The 20301-nt window shown below is 25.4% G+C and carries 20 protein-coding genes; 12 read left to right on the top strand and 8 right to left on the bottom strand.

Annotated elements, in window-relative coordinates; translation table 11 throughout:
- Positions 1-212 precede the first annotated feature (212 nt).
- Entirely contained in the window at positions 213-1247 is a 1035-nt protein-coding gene (gene hrcA / locus MBSPM3_RS00385; protein WP_083985302.1) for a heat-inducible transcriptional repressor HrcA, read from the bottom strand.
- 419 nt (positions 1248-1666) lie between these two features.
- On the opposite strand from hrcA, the gene MBSPM3_RS00380 reads away from it, so the two are divergent.
- The 12 genes from MBSPM3_RS00380 (at position 1667) to MBSPM3_RS00340 (ending at position 10644) form a co-directional block, all read left to right on the top strand.
- The gene (locus tag MBSPM3_RS00380) at positions 1667-2044 is read left to right on the top strand and encodes a hypothetical protein (RefSeq protein WP_069028051.1); all 378 of its coding nucleotides are present in this window, start codon (positions 1667-1669) and stop codon (positions 2042-2044) included.
- A gap of 955 nt (positions 2045-2999) precedes the next feature.
- Positions 3000-3653: a hypothetical protein gene (locus MBSPM3_RS00375; protein ID WP_069028050.1), complete on the top strand. Its 654-nt coding sequence runs from the start codon at positions 3000-3002 to the stop codon at positions 3651-3653.
- A 270-nt stretch (positions 3654-3923) separates the two neighbouring features.
- Positions 3924-4136 carry a hypothetical protein gene (locus MBSPM3_RS00370; protein WP_069028049.1) on the top strand — a complete coding sequence of 71 codons (213 nt, stop codon included), beginning with the start codon at positions 3924-3926 and terminating at the stop codon, positions 4134-4136.
- Between the two features lie 358 nt (positions 4137-4494).
- Positions 4495-4977, top strand: a complete 483-nt coding sequence (locus MBSPM3_RS00365) for a hypothetical protein (protein ID WP_069028048.1) — start codon at positions 4495-4497, stop codon at positions 4975-4977.
- 188 nt (positions 4978-5165) lie between these two features.
- Positions 5166-5429 carry a hypothetical protein gene (locus MBSPM3_RS00360; protein WP_069028047.1) on the top strand — a complete coding sequence of 88 codons (264 nt, stop codon included), beginning with the start codon at positions 5166-5168 and terminating at the stop codon, positions 5427-5429.
- Positions 5430-5776: 347 nt separating this feature from the next.
- Positions 5777-6334, top strand: coding sequence for a hypothetical protein (locus tag MBSPM3_RS00355; protein ID WP_232308847.1), 558 nt, complete (start codon positions 5777-5779; stop codon positions 6332-6334).
- Positions 6335-6559: 225 nt separating this feature from the next.
- A complete protein-coding gene (locus tag MBSPM3_RS03270) occupies positions 6560-6688 on the top strand; it encodes a hypothetical protein (protein ID WP_269745672.1) in 129 nt (42 codons plus the stop codon).
- Between the two features lie 342 nt (positions 6689-7030).
- Entirely contained in the window at positions 7031-7354 is a 324-nt protein-coding gene (locus tag MBSPM3_RS03265) for an AAA family ATPase (protein ID WP_069028045.1), read from the top strand.
- A 7-nt stretch (positions 7355-7361) separates the two neighbouring features.
- Positions 7362-7772 (top strand): AAA family ATPase, encoded by a 411-nt coding sequence (locus MBSPM3_RS03105; protein ID WP_269745678.1) that lies wholly within the window; start codon positions 7362-7364, stop codon positions 7770-7772.
- Positions 7742-8290, top strand: a complete 549-nt coding sequence (locus MBSPM3_RS03100; protein WP_269745671.1) for an ATP-dependent metallopeptidase FtsH/Yme1/Tma family protein — start codon at positions 7742-7744, stop codon at positions 8288-8290. The genes MBSPM3_RS03105 and MBSPM3_RS03100 overlap by 31 nt, the downstream gene beginning before the upstream one ends.
- Complete coding sequence (locus tag MBSPM3_RS03260; protein WP_320409452.1) at positions 8268-8396, top strand: hypothetical protein; 129 nt, start codon at positions 8268-8270, stop codon at positions 8394-8396. The genes MBSPM3_RS03100 and MBSPM3_RS03260 overlap by 23 nt, the downstream gene beginning before the upstream one ends.
- A gap of 589 nt (positions 8397-8985) precedes the next feature.
- Positions 8986-10644, top strand: a complete 1659-nt coding sequence (locus MBSPM3_RS00340) for a DEAD/DEAH box helicase (protein WP_069028044.1) — start codon at positions 8986-8988, stop codon at positions 10642-10644.
- A gap of 131 nt (positions 10645-10775) precedes the next feature.
- Here MBSPM3_RS00340 and recA read toward each other — a convergent pair whose 3' ends face one another.
- The 7 genes from recA to MBSPM3_RS00310 all read right to left on the bottom strand — a co-directional run bounded on the left by recA (position 10776) and on the right by MBSPM3_RS00310 (position 20121).
- Entirely contained in the window at positions 10776-11693 is a 918-nt protein-coding gene (recA, locus tag MBSPM3_RS00335) for a recombinase RecA (RefSeq protein WP_232308846.1), read from the bottom strand.
- A 336-nt stretch (positions 11694-12029) separates the two neighbouring features.
- Positions 12030-12689, bottom strand: coding sequence for a CDP-diacylglycerol--glycerol-3-phosphate 3-phosphatidyltransferase (gene pgsA / locus MBSPM3_RS00330; protein WP_069028042.1), 660 nt, complete (start codon positions 12687-12689; stop codon positions 12030-12032).
- Positions 12690-13308: 619 nt separating this feature from the next.
- Complete coding sequence (locus MBSPM3_RS00325; protein WP_198143625.1) at positions 13309-14841, bottom strand: 2-hydroxycarboxylate transporter family protein; 1533 nt, start codon at positions 14839-14841, stop codon at positions 13309-13311.
- Positions 14838-16010 (bottom strand): NAD(P)-dependent malic enzyme, encoded by a 1173-nt coding sequence (locus tag MBSPM3_RS00320; protein WP_069028041.1) that lies wholly within the window; start codon positions 16008-16010, stop codon positions 14838-14840. Before MBSPM3_RS00320 ends, MBSPM3_RS00325 begins: the two co-directional genes overlap by 4 nt.
- Positions 16011-16226: 216 nt before the next feature.
- Positions 16227-16355: a hypothetical protein gene (locus MBSPM3_RS03255; protein ID WP_269745670.1), complete on the bottom strand. Its 129-nt coding sequence runs from the start codon at positions 16353-16355 to the stop codon at positions 16227-16229.
- A gap of 287 nt (positions 16356-16642) precedes the next feature.
- Positions 16643-18436, bottom strand: a complete 1794-nt coding sequence (locus MBSPM3_RS00315; RefSeq protein WP_069028040.1) for an ABC transporter ATP-binding protein — start codon at positions 18434-18436, stop codon at positions 16643-16645.
- Positions 18433-20121, bottom strand: coding sequence for an ABC transporter ATP-binding protein (locus tag MBSPM3_RS00310; protein ID WP_232308845.1), 1689 nt, complete (start codon positions 20119-20121; stop codon positions 18433-18435). The genes MBSPM3_RS00315 and MBSPM3_RS00310 overlap by 4 nt, the downstream gene beginning before the upstream one ends.
- Positions 20122-20301 lie beyond the last annotated feature (180 nt).

The following is a 20301-nucleotide window of genomic DNA, read 5'->3' as shown; positions in this document are numbered from 1 at the left end:
GATATAATTATGTTTTTATTACGTTACTTACAAGTATTTTGGCAGCCTGTTTAGTTATTTTTTTAATAAATTATAAATTATTTCATTATTACTTATTAATTATTATTTGTTATTTGTTATTTGTTATTTGTTATTTGTTATTTGTTGTAATTGTAATTATTGCTTATATTTTATCTTACAATTATTTATTGTATTATTTATTCTTTTATTTGTTATTCTTGATCGTTTAATTTAGATAAATGAACTGCCAAATATTCCAAAATAGGAATAACTTTAGGATATTTCATCCACGAAGGTCCTACAACTGCAATTCTTCCTTTCTCATTAGGATTTACATCAAAAGGAATAGAAAGAATCATACAATCTTTTAAAGGGGTAAGTTGCAAGCCATCAGAAAATTTAAAAGACAAACTATCTTGATTTAACATAATTTTTAATAATTCTTTACGCTCTAAAAGACCCATAAATTTTTTAATAATTTCAGGATTACTTAATTCAGGTTTTTCAAGCATTTTAGAAACCCCCGAAAAATAAAGATTCTCTGAGGCAAAACTACTAAAAGCTTCCATAAACAAAGCAATTAATTGTTCTTGAAAACAAATATATTTAGCAATAGTTTGTTTAAAAAAATCACTTTGAATAATATTGGCTGCTTCTGATAAAAACTTATCTGTCAACAAATCATTTACTACTTGCACTACATCTTTAAGGTCATAAATGCTAATTTCTTTTGTTTGATCCAAAGAAATATTTTGATGTTGTACATTTCCTTTATCAGTAATAATCAAAATAACAGCTTGAGTACTATTTAAAGGAATAAAATCAATTTTAGTAATTTTACTATTATTAAAAATATCAGAACCAATTGCCATAGCAGTATAATTAGTTAAATTATTTAACAAATTAAGAGCTTCTTTAATTACTTGTCCTTTACAAAAACGCTTTTTTTGAATAACTTTGTCAATGCTTTCAAACATACAAGCAACATCATGATCACGTGTTAATAAATGGTTTAGATAGTAAGTATAGCCCTTAAAAGAAGGCACTCTACCACTAGAAGTATGATTTTTTTGTAAAAACCCTTCTTTTTCTAATTGCACCATATCATAACGAATAGTAGCACTTGCAAATTTAAGATAAGGCAAATGGGTAAGCAGTTTAGAACCTACGGGTTGTCCTTTTTGTGAATAGTTTTCCACTACAGCCTTTAAGATTAATTTTTTTCTATCTGAAAGCATATTCATCACCTCTTGGCACTCACATTAACGATTGCCAATAATATTGTATTACTTTTTTTGTTGAATGTCAACCCTATATTTTCATTTTTTTATATTTTTATTAATTTTATATTAATAATTATGTATTTTGTATTAATTTTAACGTGATTATAAATAATTAATAATAATATAAAAAAGAAAAAAACATCCTTAAATGGGGGTAAGTTTTAGTTTTATTTAATCAAAAAACTAAACCCGATGACACACCAACATCCCCCAAACCCACACAATCTTACAAACCTGATTACAGTAATAACGAAGGAATTTATACAGGAAGTCAAATCAACCAAAATCCTTACTTACCTTCTCAAACATTTACAACCACATCACAACCACAAACAACAAACGAAAAGAAATACGAATACGAAGGGGAACTTTATGATTTAGAAATGGTCCTTAACTTTAAAACCACTATTGAAGCAAGTATTAAAACCACCCAAGATTCAATTAAAAATTATCAAACTGAAAAAGAAAAAAACACCCAAATAAAACCACAACAACAAAGAGATGAAAAAACAAAACATTTAAAAGAACATAAAACCAAACTAACAAACACAAAAAAGAAAACCAAACCTAACCCCCGCACAAAAATGGCAATTGAATTACAACTTGCCGAATCCAAAATTGAAATTGAAAGTTTAGAGTGCGAAATTGGTATATTAGATGGGCAAATTAAATCAGTTGAAATGTTTGAAACGCAATTTAATAGAACAATAGATCGTCTCCAAAATCCCTTTCCGACTACCAAAACAAACTATCCAAAATAAACGAAATACTCAAAAACTAAAATATACCCAAAATATTTTACCCTCCCAACATATTTTAGGCATAAAACCCAACCCCCCAACCAACCAATATACCTAAAATATAAAAGAAAGGAGGTATAACAATGAATTTAAACACAATCCCCCATACCAAACTAACAAAAAATTACTTAAAAAATATTAAGATTATCTTAAAATGATAGTCTTTTTTGTTTATATAATGACTTTTTACATAATAATAGTTATAATATAAATGTGGGGAAACACTTGTCCCTTCAATATATAAAAGAAAATAAATAATTTGAAAATAAATATTAAAGTTTTATTATTCTTAGTAATTATAAGTATATTGTTATTAGGTTTAATTCTATATCCACATATACAACAAGAAATAACATTAGAAATAAACCAAGAAGAACCAAAAAACTCAATTTACAACTATTCAAAGAAAAAGAACTAAAATATCATCCTCAAATAAATTCTAATAATTTTAATAAAGACAACAAGAAACAATTATGACTTAATAAAAAATGAAATACTCCATGATTTATTAACTAAAACTTGGAAAGATTGTAAAAGCAAATATAGTAATCATCCTACAACTCCACTTTTTGAAAAACAAGGATTAGGCTCTATTTATAATAGTTATTTAATATCCAAAAAAACAAAAACACACAATAGATAAAATCCATTATACTCAACAATTTCAAGAAAAAATGTTAGAAATACAAACCAAAGAACTAAATTTTATACTCAATTTACAATTATCAGACATTTATTTAATTACTGACAAACCCATATTTTAAAACATTAACTCATCTTTTTACAACCCGAAAAACTTTATAATATAAAAAAACTTTTAAAATAATAAATTATTAAAATAATAAAAAAAATGATAAAATAAAATTAAGAACCAAAATTAAAACAATAACACTTTTTAAAATAGAAAGCAAACTAAATGACCCGCAACAAAAAATATATACTTATTACAACTATCTTTTTAATTTTAATTGGAATTACAACTTTTTATTTCTTTGTAACACCTCAATTATTCACTTCTGATGCGATGTTATTAAAAACCTCATCACAAAATAACAATAAAACTGAAATAAATAATAAAATAGAAGTCTCACAAGAAAATTTTAACAAAAGACTAAAATATATTACCAATAATGAACTTAAAGAACTACCAAAAATTCTACCTATAAAAAAAAAAGAAAAAGAACTACGCAAACAATACCAACAACAACAAATGTCTTTCATGTCTAAAGACGAAAAAGAATCATACGAAAATATTTTAAAAATAAATAGCAAAATTGATGACATATCATTGAGCAAAATAAAAATAAATAAAGATGTAAAAGTTTTAGAAAGACAATACGAAGCAGCAAACGAACAAGAAAAACGAAAAATAGAAGATAAAATTAATCGTATTGGTGATACATTACAACAATTAAGTCAACAAAACAAACAATTAGAAAAAGATCAAACTTTAGCAATTACAAGGCATAACGATTTATTTCAAAATTTACAAACTAAAAATAAATTTAGTCAAATAGACATCCAACCTTACCAAAATGCTTTAAAAGAAATATACAATATTAAAAATTAATCCAAATCAATAAGACTCTCAATAAATGAGAGTCTTTTTTTTATTATATAATTGAAATCACCTCCTTTAATATGGCAAAAAGTATCTTTTTTTTCACTTTTTTAACTGTTTTTGAGCGATTTTTACGCAAAAAAAAAGAGTAAAATAAAGGTAAGGAGGTAAATTTATAATGAAAGGTAACTAAAAAATGAAAAACCTAAATAAAAAAATATTACTATTACAATATCCATAATTACTGTTTTATCTATTTTAATAATTATTTGGACATATTTGGACGCAAAACACAAAATAAAAATCAAAGAAGAAAATCAAAAATTAGAAAATAAAAATGAACTTGCATTTAATTCTTTTTTTGAAAAACCTCCAAATATAAAAGAACAAATTATAAATTTCGAAATGCCGAAACAAAATCCATCCCAATTAAAAAAATATAATATTAATAAAATAAATGTTGCCCTTTATTTAATTTATCCAGATTTATAAAACAATATCATAAGAGAGTATTGTTTTTTTTAAAGGAATGAATCCCACTCAAAAAGATATTAATGGAAAAATAAATTTCTTTGAAAAAAAGATTTTGAAACATTAAGTAAAATTTTGCCATCATATTATATCATTTGGACTGAAGGTAAAAATAATTTATATAATTTAGAATAAAAAAATGCAAAACCTAAAGAAAAATATGGTTGTCAAATTTCTAAAGCTGACTATTCATTAATACAAACTAGCAAACCAGATGCCACTGATGAATTATTAAATACAAATTGTAACAATAATGATAATTACTATAATGAAAAATATTCTTTTATAAACACAATCAATAATATTGATATAAAAAATATTGAAAAATAGCAATATATCTTCTAAAACACCTTATATACGCTTTATAACTAAAAATTTAGAAATTAATTTTGATTGGTTAAGATTAATTTGTGAAACATTTAAAGATGAACTTCAATTTACTTCCCAAGCTCAAGAAAAAACATTACAATCCCAAGAAAATGCAATCAAAGCTCAAGAAAAAATAAAACAAAAGCAAGAAGGGCACCAATGGTACACCGAAAGAACAAAAGAATTTATAACAGGAGCCAAAGATAGACTTACTAGGGCACAAAATAATAATATGCCCATTTTTGATATAGATTTAAAATGCTACGAAGAAAAAGTTCCTTATTTAAATTTTAAATACAACCAAAATGATTTTATTAATTTTATGAAAAAATTAAATATCCCTAAAGAGGATAAAAAATATGATATCCGAACTTTTATTATCTATAATTTAACAAATAATATTGTAGACCCTGAAAATAAATATGTCATATAAGAATAAATTTCAATATATTTTAAAAAAATAAATTTATGAATCAAAAAAAATATGAAAGGTTATTTTATACTATGTGAATTTTTCTAAACAACAAATTAAAATTATATTATTTATTTTAATATTATCTTTATTAACTGGTTTTGCTTTTTATTTTACATACAAACATTTAAATAAAGACTTAAATAAAAATGAAACCCAAAACCAAAAAAACACCCCAAACAACAAAATATAAAGAACTTAGCAAACCACATCAAAAAATAAAAAATATTATTTCTAAAATTAATATTTTTATTTCTGAAAACGATCCCCAAATAAAAGAAGCAAAAACACAAAACACAAATCCAAGAATACAATCTGAAGAATCAAATTACCCAAATCAAGTAGAAATTAATTTAATTAATAAACTTAAAGATTTATTTGAAAGTTTATCACTTTCTTTAACAGATGCATAAAATCCTTTTGAAATAACAGAAACCCTAAAATCAAATACTCAATTTTTTAATCCTGGATTTTATAAAAAATAAACAAATTACAGAAGACTTAAAAGCTGAAATACCTTCCACTTGGGAAACAATTTATACCAATAACATTGATTGTGCAAAATTATTCCACAAAGAAGAACAAATAAAATTAATTAATGATTTAATTAATTTGAAACATTTAGAATTAACAATACACCACCCCAAAAAATAATAGAAAAAGAACAAGATAATAATGATGAAGTTAAAAAGGATAACAAAACATTAAAGAATTATTTGACTCATTGTTAACAAATCAAAGTTTACATTATAATGTTTTCTTGTCAAACCTTTATAAAAGTATTAACGCAATTAAAGATTGTAATGAATTCAAAGATGTTTGCTCAAATTTGCCTATCAAATTAGAACCTCAATTCGCATTCAATAAAAACACAATAAAATTAAAATTCCAACTTTTATTAGATAAAATAAATAGTTTTTTGCAAAATAATAAAAAAGAAATTATATTAATTCCTGAGCCAATCAACCCAAATCAAACACAAAATGCAATGAGCAAAGAGCAATTTATAAATTTAATCAAAGGAAAATTAAATAATTTAGAGTCAATTTTTAATCCTTATTATATAGTTCCTGAAGCTTTACCTTCAAATAATATTTTAGATATATTTGCAACTTTTAAAGAAACATATAATGGTTTTAATAGTGGATTCAATATAGACAATTGTAATGAACAAGAATCTATAAACACTTTAGAAAATATGTTAATGAATTTTAAAAAAATAAAAAATTATCAAAACCCTTCTAATAAATTAGAAACTAATTTTTTTCAATCTTATTTCAAACTTTTAAATGATATAGACCAAATCAAAAAAACATAATCAAGGATAAATAATAATATGAACATTTTGAAAAAATTTAATACTAAAAAAACATTACTTATAGTAATTATGTTTTGTAGCATTTGGTTTATATTTCTTTTATTATAAATTGCTCCTGTTTTTTTAAGTGATGTTGTTTTTAAAAGTTCAGGAACTAAGATAAGTCATAATACTATAGATGAATACATTGATGAAGAAATACAAAATTTAAAAAGCTATAAAATAGTGCAAGAAGCATTAACCAAACTTAAAGCCAAAAAACAAATTAATTTTTCTGAAAAAGAAAATTTATTGCAAATCATTGAAAATAGCGATATATCGCAAGAAGATAAAAAAATCTTCAAACTGCTTTAGATTCAAATATAAGCTTTTCTGTAAATCCACAATCCAATGAATTATCAAAAGCAAATTTAATTATTTTAGAAAAAATAACAGATAAAAATACAAAAAAAATAAAAAAAATGAAATTAGTAAAATTAATTTTATCAAAAAAGAAAATGATTTTATTCATTCATAACCTATTTATAAAATAGAAATTATAAAACAAAATGACACTTATTATTTAATTACAGATGACCGTTTTTTTAACAAAAAGAAAGATTTTTTAGAAGAAAACAAAATTAAAATCCCTTTTGAATACTACAAAAAACTAATTTATTAAGGGTTTTATTTGGTTCTATAGTATATCTACATTCTATGATTTTTATATTTTATATTATTCATGGACTACGTAGAAATTCTGGAAAATTAAAATCTAAGTCTAAAATTTCTTCTTCACAAAAATCTTTATTTAGTTTTAAAGATGTTGCAGGAAATGAAGAAGAAAAAGAAGAAATGAAAGAATTGATTGATTTTTTAAAACAACCCCAAAAATATGCTGTTATGGGAGTTTGCATTCCTAAAGGAGTATTATTATCGGGTCCTCTTGGTACTGGCAAAGCCTTACTTGCAAAAGCTCTTGCAGTAGAAGCAGGAGTACCATTTTATGCAGTATCTGGTTCTGAATTTGTAGAAAGATAATGTAGGAATTGGGGCTTCTCGTGTAAGAGAATTATTTAAAGAAGCTAAATATAATGCTCTTTGTGTTTTATTTATTGATGAAATAGATGTTTTAGGAGGCAAAAGGGGTCATGATTCTAGAGGAGAGCAAGAAAAAGATCAAACTCTCAACCAATTATTAACTGAGATGGATGGGTTTACTAAATCACAAGGTATTATTGTGGTGGCTGCAACTAATAGAGCTGATATGCTAGATTCTACCTTACTTCGTCCAGGAAGATTTGAAAGACAATTTATTGTAGGTCTTCATGATGTAAAAGCAAGAAAAGCAATTTTACAAGTTCATGACAGAAATAAAAAATTGATGTTAACATTGATTTTACTTCTATTGCTAAACAAACTCCAGGCATGTCAGGAGCACAACTTGGAGCTGTTCTAAATGAGGCTTCAATTTTGGCTGTAAGAAATAAAAAAAATGTAATTACTTTAGAAGAATTAGAAGAAGCAATTGACCGTGTTTTGATGGGTCCTGCCAAAAAATCAATCAAATACAACGAAGAAGAACGAAAAATGGTAGCTTATCATGAAGCAGGACATGCCGTTATTGAATTAAAACTTAAATACGCACAAAAGGTACAAAAAATAACTATTATTCCTCGAGGCTCTTCTGGTGACTATAATTTAATAATGCCAGAAAAAGAAACTTTTTTTACTTCTGATAAAAAAATGCTAGCTCAAATTAAATCTTATTTGGTCGGACGTGTAGCTGAAGAAATAATTTTTAATGAAGTTTCTAATGGGGCTTATGATGATTTTAGAAAAGTAACAAAAATAGCTCGTTTAATGGTTACTAAATGTGGTATTAGTAGTTTAGGAGTGAGCCAGGATTCTCAGTTTTCCGATAAAACAGCAATAGATTTAGAAATCAAAAAAAATTATTGCAAAATGTTATACTAAAGCAAAAGAAATTATTTCACAAAATAAAGACTTATTAGATCAAATTACTAATTTATTATTAGAACAAGAAACAATCACTAAAGAAGAAATAGATAAACTTTTATAATCAAATATACTAAATAAGACTCTCAATAAATGAGAGTCTTATTTTTATTTATTACCTCCAATATTTCAACAAATACATAATAAAAGCAACAAAAAGACACTTTTAATTCCAACATAGTTGTTTTTTTATTAATTTACAAGTATAATAAAGTATAATATTAAAGATGCAGTAAAAAATTATTAAATGTTACAAATCAAAAAACTATTATAAATTAGTGTAACTTTTTACTTTTGAACAATTACAATTATTTAACTTTATTTCACAAATAAAATTACTACTCCAACCATAATTGTTATAAAAGCAAAATACCAAAATACTTTTTATTAGGGTCTTAACTAAAAATATTAAGTCTTACAACTTTTTTTACTTAAAGTAAAAATGACAGCAAATAAACAGTTGATAGTTTTTAAAATGATTCCTTTTTTTCAAGATTATTAATTATTTAGCAACTCCAAACAATAACTTGAAATCATAAAGGGTTTAAAAATATCTTATAAAAAGGGTTTAGTGTTTTTGTGCACTTAGCAAACATTTTATATTTATATCTGTATAATTTAATTTTTAAATTAAAAAGAAAGATGAGGAATTTATGAATACTTTATTCGAACAATTACCTATTTTAGAGCAAACTAAAAAAGCTTTAAAAGAACTCAATTTTATTGATGCTACTCCAATTCAGGCCTTAGTAATTCCAGAAATTATAAAAGGACATGACGTAATTGGACAAGCTCAAACAGGAACAGGAAAAACTTTTGCTTTTGGTATTCCCATTATCGAAAAAATTGAACCAAAAATCCAAAAAACTCAAAGTTTAATTTTATGCCCTACTAGAGAATTAACTCTCCAAGTATACGAAGAATTAAAAAAATTACTAAGATTTTATCAAGAAATAAGAATCGCTGTTGTTTATGGTGGTGAATCTTACACCAAACAATTTAGAGCCCTAGAAGCTAAACCTCATTTAATTATTGCTACTCCTGGACGTGCAATTGACCATCTAGAAAGAGGTAAAATCGACCTCTCAGCACTAAAAATTCTAACTCTTGACGAAGCAGATGAAATGTTAAAAATGGGATTCCAAGAAGCCTTAGAAACAATCTTAAAAAAGATTCCAGAAGAAAGACAAACTGTTTTATTCTCAGCAACTCTACCTCCATTTATTAAAAAAATAGCAAGCAAATACCAAAAAGACACTAAAATCCTACAAGTTCCTGTTAAAAACATTGCAGTTAATGCAATCGAACAAAATTACTTTTTAGTAAAAGAAGTTGACAAAGCTAAATTATTAGTACGTTTACTAGACTTAAAAAAAGATTATTCAGCTATCTTATTTGCAAACACTAAAAAAGATGTTGACGAAATTACAACCTACCTTCAAGACAAAGGCTTTTTAGCTGATGCAGTTCACGGCGATTTAAAACAAAATCAAAGACAATATGTAATGAATAATTTCCGTAAAGGCAAAATCAAAATCTTAATTGCAACTGATGTAGCTGCAAGAGGACTTGACATTTCTGACATCAAAATGGTAATTAACTATGACTTACCACACGAAGACGAAGTTTATGTTCACCGTATCGGAAGAACTGGAAGAGCTGGCAAAAAAGGTTTAGCTTACAGTTTAATTAGCCCAAGAAAAGTAAGCCAACTTAAAAAATTAGAATACTACTTAAAAGAAAAAATTACTTTACTAGATATTCCTTCTGTTCAAAGCATAAAATTACAAAATGCCAAAGATTTAGAAAAAAAGCTATTAAACATCATTGAAAAAAACAACAAAGACGCTACTCCAAATCCATTAGCACAAAAGTTATTAGAAACTTTTTCTTCTGAACAAATTATCCAAGGATTATTGAAAAACTTTTTACCAAAAGAAAGAAATTACACTGACATCCTTCCTCCAAAAATGACTACTAACAATTCTTTTACCAGATCACGTTTTGGTGGCGAATCTAGATTTGGTTCTTATAGTTCTAACAACTCTTACGGCAATAACTCTTACCAAAGAGCAAATAGCAACTTTATAGAAGTAGTTATTAATTTAGGCAAAAAAGACAATATTAATCCTCCAATATTATTAAAATTATTAAAAGACCATTTCCAAATTTATGGCAAAAATATTGGCAATATCAAACACTTAACTCACGAAACTATTTTTGAAGTAGCAAGTCGTTTTTGGAATCAAATGAAAAGCAAAACTAATATTCGTTTCCAAAACAAAACTTTAATTCTTAACAAAAAAGATTAAAAACTAATAAATTAACAAAATAATAATTTAATAATAACAAAAAAGCTAGCTTCAACAAGCTAGCTTTTTCTTATATTTGCATAATTTAAAATAAAAATAAAAAATCAATTAATTTAAATTAATAATTTAGATTAATTGCTAATATTATATCTTTTTTTAATTTCAGCAACCAAATGATTATAAATTTTAGGATTGTTAGTTAAATATTTTTTAACATTTTCTGTTCCTTGACCAATTTTTTCATCTTTAAAACTATACCAAGAACCACTTTTTTGAATCAAATTAAGGTTAGTTGTTAAATCAATTACTTCTATCATTTTAGCAATACCTTTACCATAAATAATATCAATAGTAGCAGTTTTAAGAGGAGATGAAAGTTTGGATTTAACTACTTTTACTTTGGAACGAATCCCTACAACTTGGTCCCCTTGTTTAAGGGTTTCTGCTCTTTTAATGTCTAAACACAAAGAAGCAAAAAATTTTAAGGATTTACCACCTGGAGTTACTTCAGGATTACCAAAAACCATCCCTGTTTTTTCTCTAAGTTGATTAATATAGATAAAAACTGTATCAGTTTTATTAATGATTCCTGACTGTTTACGCATGGCTTGCCCCATCATTCGTGCTTGCAAACCCATAGCCATATTACCCATATCGACTACTAATTCTGCCTCAGGAACTAATGCTACTACAGAATCAACTACCAAAAGACTAATTTTGCCACTTGCAATTAATCTACAAGCAATATCTAAAGCTTTTTCACCTGAATCAGGTTGTGAGATTAAAAGTTTATCAAGATTTACTCCAATATCCTTTGCATAACCTGGGTCTAAGACATGTTCTGCATCAATAAAAGCAACATTACCTCCCTTTTTTTGAGCCTCTGAAATGGCATGCAAAGTTAAAGTAGTTTTGCCTGAACTTTCAGGACCATAAATTTCAATAATTCTTCCTTTACCATAACCACCAATTTCTAAGGAAATATCCAACGACAAAGAACCAGTAGAAATAGATTCAATTCCTTTATGAGTTTTGGAGTTGAATTGCATAATGCTACCTTTACCAAACTTTTTTTCAATATCCTTAATAGTGTCTTATAAATCGTTTTTGTTTTGTGTATTTTGCATAAATAATTTTCCTTTGGTTTTTTATTTTAGTTTTGATGAAATATAATTTTTAAATATTGTAAGTAAAATAATAAAGATAAAAGAGTAAGATGAAAATAATTATTAAAGATGAATGTAAAAATTTAGAAACATATATAAAAGACAGATTTTAAAATATAATAAAAACAGCAGTAACAAAATAAAGATCTCACTGAACCCCAAAAACTAGACAATAAATGTTTTAAAAAAATAGGGTACAGTGAGGATCAAAAAAATGAATTACTCAGGAGCAAAATTTTTACGAATAATTTTATAATTTTTAAAAAAATAATCAAAACCAGAAAAAATAGTTAAAACAACTGAAACAAGCAGGCAAATATCACCTATATTACTTAGATATCCAAACCATTTTTTTAAATTTGCATCACAAGCAAAAGTAGAAGAAGTATACAACCCAAAAAAAAGGCAAATGATGGCAACGAATGTAAAAACGGTTTTGGCTTTGCCCCAAAAAGATGCACTAATAACAACTCCTTCTTTATTAGAAGCTACCAATCTTATTCCTGTTACTAAAAATTCTCTAATCACTATAATCATAATAACAGCAGTAAAAAAATTTTTAGGCATTTGAGTATCTGCAAATAAAAAAGTTCCTTGCGTAGCAGACAAACGACATTGACAAATATAAAAAAGTGTGATAATAACTAATAATTTATCGGCAATAGGATCAAAAAACTTACCAAAAACAGTTTGTTGTTGATATTTTTTAGCTATATAACCATCCAAATAATCAGTAATAGCAGCCACTATAAAGATAATTTGAAAAGTCAAAACATTAGCAAATTCAGGCTCACTTTCACTTACACACATCAAAGGCAAAAGCACAAACACTAAAACAATCCTAAAAACAGTAATTAAATTAGCCAACAAAGGAAACATACATTACTCCTGTAGTAATTTTGTAAAAAAAACTCATATTTTTGTTTAATTAAATATGGTTGAAAAAGACAAATCATTTATTTGAATATCAAAAAATAAAAATAGTAAATGTTTAAGGAAAAAAATAAGATTTTCAAAAACTCTTATATACTATTATTATAACATTATTGATAAATGTTTTTAGTAAGTGTTTTTATATATATTAACATAATTGTTATTATTTTGAGTAATTATTACAATTAAAAGATACATTACAAAAACTCTACATTTATCTACATTTAAAAAGTAAATTAAATTTGTTCTACATTTATAAATAATTTTTGTATAAAGCAAACATATTTAACTTAATTTTTAAATGTTTATAATACAAATAAATTAGCAAAATGTTTTATATAGTTTTTTGTGTTTAAAAATCTCACGGCACCCAACTATTAGCATAAACAAATCGAAGGGCACCGCAATAGTTAAAAATGTTTTATAATTTTGATATAAATATGTTAGCTATTTTGCATTGCAATAATTTCAATCAAATCAACTAATAATAAAATACTAAAATAATATTAAATAATCATAAATACTTATGATAAATATTTTTCATATTTATATATATAAAATATAATTAATATAACAAAGGATAAGCAATACTAGCTACTACTACTACTAAAGCTCCACCAATACGAGTAGCTATTTGAGCAAAAGGCATTAATCCCATCAAATCAGAAGCTGATAAAATAGCAACATTACCAGCACCTCCAATACTATTGGTACAAAGCCCTGCAGTAATTGATGATTCTACTGGATAATAACCTAACTTTTTGCCTAAATACCCTGCTACTAAAGCAACTGATAATACACACATTATACATGTAAAAACAAATTTAACATTTAATTGTTTTAACATAACTTCCATTGGAATACTAGAACCTAAAATTACTAAAAAAGCAGATGTAAAATTAGTAGTAACAAATTTAGAAGCTTGATTAATACAACTATTATAATAATCAGATACTACATTAAATAATTTCATCAAAACAACTACAAACACTAAAAAAACAATATATTCTGGTAGGTATTTTTTAATATTTGGTAATAATAAAATTAAGGATTCCTTTATTAAAACACTCAATAAATATAAAGTAAAAATAGTAATTAAACCTGTAGTTATTTGAGGATAACTTAATTTTTCAGGAACTGATTTAGAAGTATTTTTATCTGAATTTTTTGGAGTTTCTTTAACTTCCAATTTACCATAACCACTATATTTAGTAGTTTTCAAAAATTTCTTAATAATCCCAGAAGCAAAAATACTAAAGATTCCTCCTACTAATAAAGCAGGAATCATATGAGACATAAAAGGTTCTTGCCAATCTAGATTCTGCCCAGCATAAGCATTTTTTAAAGGAGTAACTCCAGATGACATACCACCACTTGCTAAAGGAGCAAAAATATAAAAGACAGCATCTAAAAAGCCCCCTTTAGAAGTTTGAGAGGCATTTTCTAAACCTCCAATAGGATTTAATAAAGCCCCCAAAATTCCTACAACTAAAGCACCAGTAAGCAAAGATACTAATATTAAAGGAATAAATTTTTTAAAAGAACTTTTTAATAACTTTTTATCCATACTTAAAAAACTACCAATAATTAAAGCAGAAACGAAAAAATTAGCAAAACCAATAGCTTTATAAGTATATTGAGTTTCTTTTATTATTATAGACTCAGCATTTAAATGTTTCATAATACTTTGCATAAACTTTTGCATTTGCAAAAAGATAGAATCATCTTTAAAAAAAGGATAAGTAAACAAAATAGAAGGTACTAAAATACATAAAATAGAACCACCTCCAATATCTTTTAAGAGGGGAGTTTTAGCACCTATTTTTTGTAAAACAGCAGCTAAAAGCATAGCTATTAATAAAGGGGTAATTAATGCATGAAATGCAGGATTAAATTTCTTAGTAGTTTGAAAACTTACAAATCCCAAAACAAAAACTTGCACAAAAACTACTAAACTCATCAAACAAAAAAGAGGTACACTAAACCCTAAAATAGTTTTTTGAGGAACAAAAATACTATTAACTTTTTTAGAGTCTTTATTATCTTTATTATTATTTTCTTTATTATCTGGGGAACTTTGTTCCTGTTCTATACTCATTTTCTTACTACTCCAGTTTCTTTAGCTACTTTACAAACTGCCAAAGCAATTTGTTTAACTACTTCTTTATTAAAGGCAGTTGGTAAAATATTATTTTCATTTAAATCTTGTTCTTTAATGATGTTTTTTAGAGCATAAATAGCAGCTTTTTTCATCTCTTCGGTAATTTTAGTTGCTTTAGCATCTAATGCCCCACGGAAAACACCTGGAAAAGCAAGACAATTATTTACTTGATTAGGAAAATCAGATCTCCCAGTAGCAACAATTCTAGCCCCACCTTTTTTAGCTTCATCTGGCATAATTTCTGGTACTGGATTAGCTAGAGCAAAAATAATTGCATCTTTTGCCATAGTAGATACCATTTCAGCTGTAACAATACCAGGAGCAGATACACCAACAAAAATATCTTTTCCTTTAAGTACTTCTTTCAAAGTTCCTTTTTCTTGGTATTTATTAGTTACTTCAACTAATTTTTTTTGCGGCTCATTAAGATTGGCTACTCCTTTATATAAAGCTCCTGTTTTATCAACTAAAACAATATTGTTAACTTTTAATAATAACAACATTTTAGCAATTGCCATCCCTGCAGAACCTGCTCCATTAATAACTACTTGAACATCTTCAATAGATTTTTTAACTACTTTTAAAGCATTTAGAATTCCTGCAGCAACTACAATAGCAGTACCATGTTGATCATCATGAAAAACAGGAATATCAAGTTTAGCTTCAAGAGCATCTTCAACTTCAATACATTGAGGCGACTTAATATCTTCTAAATTAATTGCTCCAAAAACAGTTGAAATTTTAGAAACAATATTTACTATTTCTTGAGAATCAGTAGAATCAATACAAATAGGAAAAGAATCAATCCCTGCTAATTCCTTAAACAAAATAGCTTTTCCTTCCATTACTGGCAAAGAAGCTTTCGGACCAATATTACCCAATCCTAAAACTGCAGTCCCATTTGTAACAACACCTACCATATTACCTTTCATAGTATAACGATAAACATCACTAGGATTTTCCTTAATTTTTAAACAAGGCTCTGCTACTCCTGGAGTATAAGCTAATGCTAAATCATCTAAGTTTTGTACTTTTACTTTACTTACAATACCTACTTTACCTTTATTTTTTTCATGTATTTCTAATGCTTTTTCTTTGATATTCATTTAACTGAAAATCTCCTTTTATATTTCTTTATGTATTTTATATATATTTGAAGGGTGATTTGATCTTGAAATTATTACCAAAAATAATCATCCGTCTATATTTTATACCTTATTTAATAAAATAATTAATATTTTTTTTACTTTTTTAACATTTATTTAAATATTTAAATTTAATACATTAAAAAAAAATAACAAAAAAAATAATTACATTATTTTTTAACGTTTTTTATAACCTGTTTTTTGATTTCTTTTATTATATTCACGAATAAAAAGCAAAGTAATTATGGTAATAAAAATAATTATAACAAAAGTATATATAATATATGAAGATTTAATTTGTTTCATTTTTTTTACTCCTTTTTAAATTCGGTTATGATCTCAAAATATTCACTCTATAATAATTTATAGTTTTGAAAATAAATCAATCAAATAATTATCCAGTTTACAACACAAATATAATCTCCCATAATTTTTTTATACATTATCGCAATTGATGATTATTATTATAACATATCACCTAAAACCAACAACACCAATAAACAATCTTTAAATAATAAAATAATAACTTACAAATAAGGAAAAGACCAACTATTTTTATAGTTGGTCTTTATATTTAATATTAATATTATATCTTATTTTTGAAATTGACTTTGATATAGTTTATAATAAAATCCTTTATAATTTAATAATTCTTGATGTGTTCCTTGTTCAATAATAGCCCCTCTATGAAGCACTAATATCTTATCAGCATTAACAATAGTAGACAATCTATGAGCAATAACAAAAGCAGTTTTATTTTGAATTAACTTTTGAATGGCTTGTTGTAACAAAATTTCAATTCTAGTATCTACATTAGAAGTAGCCTCATCCAAAATTAATATTTTAGGATTACTTAAAATAGTCCTTGCAATAGTAATTAATTGTTTTTCTCCTTGTGATAAGTTATCTGCTTCTTCATTAATTTGCATCTGATAACCATTAGGCTTACTATTAATAAAATAATTAACTTGAGCTTGTTTGGCTGCTTGTATTACTTCTTCATCAGTTGCATCTTGTTTACCATATTTAATATTTTGCCAAATAGTATCTTTAAAAAACCAAGTATCTTGTAATACCATTCCAAAAATAGTTCTTAAATTATCTTTCTTTAACTCACGAATATCAACTCCATCAACTTTAATAGACCCTGCATTAATATCATAAAAACGCATTAAAAGATTAATTAAAGTAGATTTACCTGAACCTGTAGGACCTACAATAGCTATGGTTTGTCCTGGCTTGGCAACAAAATTAATATTCCTTAATAACATATCTCTTTTATTATAACCAAAAGAGACATTTTCAAAAACAACTTCTCCTTGAGGATTGTCAATAACTTGAGGTTTTAGCACTTCAGGAGCTTCTTCAATTTCATTTAAAAAAGCAAATACTCTTCTAGAAGCAGCATTAGCAGATTGTAATAAAACTGACATATGACCTATTTCAATAATGGGATTTCCTAAACGCCACACAAATTGTAAAAAACATCTAAAAAGTCCTATTCCAATAACTCCTACTCCTAATTTAGTTAAAAAAAGAGGTATATTATGTCCTTCAATCAAAAAAAATCCCATCATACTAACTGCAATTAAAGTAAAATGAGTAAACAAACATACAATTGGCGAAGTTAATCCAGACAAAAAATTAGATTTCAAAACTAACTTTTCTAAATACTTACTTTGATAACTAAACTCTTCAATAACTGTATTTTGTTGATTATATAAAATAATTTCTTTATATCCAGTATATTTTTCTTGTAAAAAACCATGATGATTCCCTGATGCATCAAACCTTTGAATAAAGATTTTCTGTGATTTAGTAAACACTTTATAAATAGCATAAAAGGAAAAAGGAATCATCATAAAGACAATAATACCTAAAAAAAGATGTAAAACAAACATAAAAAAAACAATCATTACAATCATTAAAAAAGCAGCTAACATAATAGAAAAAGATTGTTGCAAGGCATTAGAAATAACTTCAATATCATTTGTCATCCGACTCATAATATTTCCTAAAGTATTAGAATCAAAGTATTTAATAGGTAAAAGATGAATTTTTTTTTGCACATCTTGACGCAAATCTCTCATCCCTTGATGAATAGATGAAATTAACATTTTATTAAAAAATATACAACACATAACAACAACAAAATATAAAAATAAATTAATAAATAAAATAAAGATAATATAAGACATAATATCATTGCCAAAAAAAGGAACAGAAAAGGAATTTTTATCTTTATAATAATTTTGAATTTTATCAGTAATAAATCTACCTTCAAAATAAAACAAAAAAACATTAAAAAGGGAAGCTACAAAAATTAAGAAAAACCCTAAATTAATTTGTTTTTTAAAAGGTTTTAAATATCTCAAAATTCTTTTCATACAACAACCTCTAAATTTTGGGATTTGGCAATTTCTTGATAAAGAAGACAATTTTTCATTAATTCTTGATGAGTTCCTATAGCTTTCATTTTTCCTTCTTCTAAAACAATAATTTTATCAGCATTAATAACAGAAGTGAGTCTTTGAGCAACAATTAACACTAAGGCTTGATCTTTCATTTCAAAAAAAGCTTTTCTAATTTCATATTCAGTTTTATAATCAAGAGCTGAAAAAGAATCATCAAAAATATAGATATCAGGTTTTTTAAGAAATCCTCTTGCCATAGAAAGCCTTTGTTTTTGACCCCCTGAAAAATTAGTACCTAATTCACTTACTCTTTCATTAAATTTATGATTTTTATTTTGTACAATTTGATAAGCTTGAGCAAGTTGCAATGCTTCTGTCATTTGATTTTCTTGAGGATTTTGTTTGCCAAAAGCTAAATTACTTCTAATAGTTCCTTTAAATAAAACATTTTTTTGAGAAATAAAACTAATTTTATTACGCAAATAATTAAGATCATATTCTTTAATATCAATATCATTAATTTTAATAGCACCTTCGCACACATCATAAAGGCGAGGAATAAGCCCTATTAGGGTTGATTTTCCTGAACCAGTAGCACCTACAAAAGCTACAATTTGTCCTTGTTTCATACTAAAATTAATCTTTTCTAACATAGGTTGTTTAGCATCAGGATAAGTAAAAGTGACATTTTCAAAAGACAAAGTTTTAAAAGGCATTTGCGGTTTTAAAGGTTTACAAACATTTTTAATTTTAGGGGTAATATTTAAAACATTTTCAATTCTTCTAACAGATACCAAAGTTTTAGGAAACATCATAAATAGTAATAAAAAATCTAAAATAGCAAATAAAACATGAAATTGATAATCAATACATGAAAGAAGTTTTCCCGTAGTAAAATCAGGATGACTTTGAGTTAAATAATATACTCCTACTCCAACATTAATCAAAATAGAACAATTTAAAAACAAATAAAAGATAGGATCAATAGAAACCATAAAATTAAATAATTTAATAGAAAAAAAACTATATTTATGATTTACTTTAGAAAAACGAGAAGTTTCATATTGACTTTGGCGAAAAGCACGAATAGATTTAATCCCAATTAAATTTTCGCGAGTAATAACATTTAATTCATCTAATTTTTTTTGTTGTTGCTGTGATAAAATATAAGATTTTTTAAGAATAATAAATAAGGTTAAAACTAAAAAAGGAGCAACAAAAAGGATTCCTAAAAGCAAAAAAGAAGCTACATAAAAAATAGCAACAACACTAACTACAAGCATAATAGGAGACACAACAGCAGTACGGTAAAAAACAGAAATGAAATTCATTATTTGAAAAACATCCAAAGTAGTATAGTTAAGGATAGAAGAAATCCCTAATTGTTTCATCTCAGTGGGCGAAAAAGTTTGTACTTTTTTAAAAATATCGACGCTTAAATCTTGAAAAAGCAAGGATGATACTTTGGAAGCACAATAATTAAGAATTAGATTTCCTATAAAACCACAACAAGCACATAAAGCTAAAAGCCCTAAAAGTGCGAAAGGATCAATTTGATTTTTATTATAATCAATAATAAATTTACCAATTATAAAAGGAATTCCCAATTCACTACAACAAACAAACAAAACAGCAATTAAATTTAATAACAGCAACATTTTGTATTTGAATAAATATTTCCAAATAATTTTCATTAGTCTAAACTCACAATTCCTTTGTTTATATGGTTAATTTTTTTGTTGCAATTTCTTTCAAGTAATAATGGTCAAAAATAAGGATAAAAAGGGTGAAAATATAAATTAAAAAAAAATAATAAAACGTAATAAAAAAAGACTATT

Source organism: Candidatus Phytoplasma zeae, from assembly GCF_001712875.1.
Lineage (GTDB): Bacteria > Bacillota_I > Bacilli_A > Acholeplasmatales > Acholeplasmataceae > Phytoplasma > Phytoplasma asteris.
The sequence above is the reverse complement of the archived record's forward strand: the minus strand, read 5'-3'. Positions and strand labels throughout refer to the sequence as shown.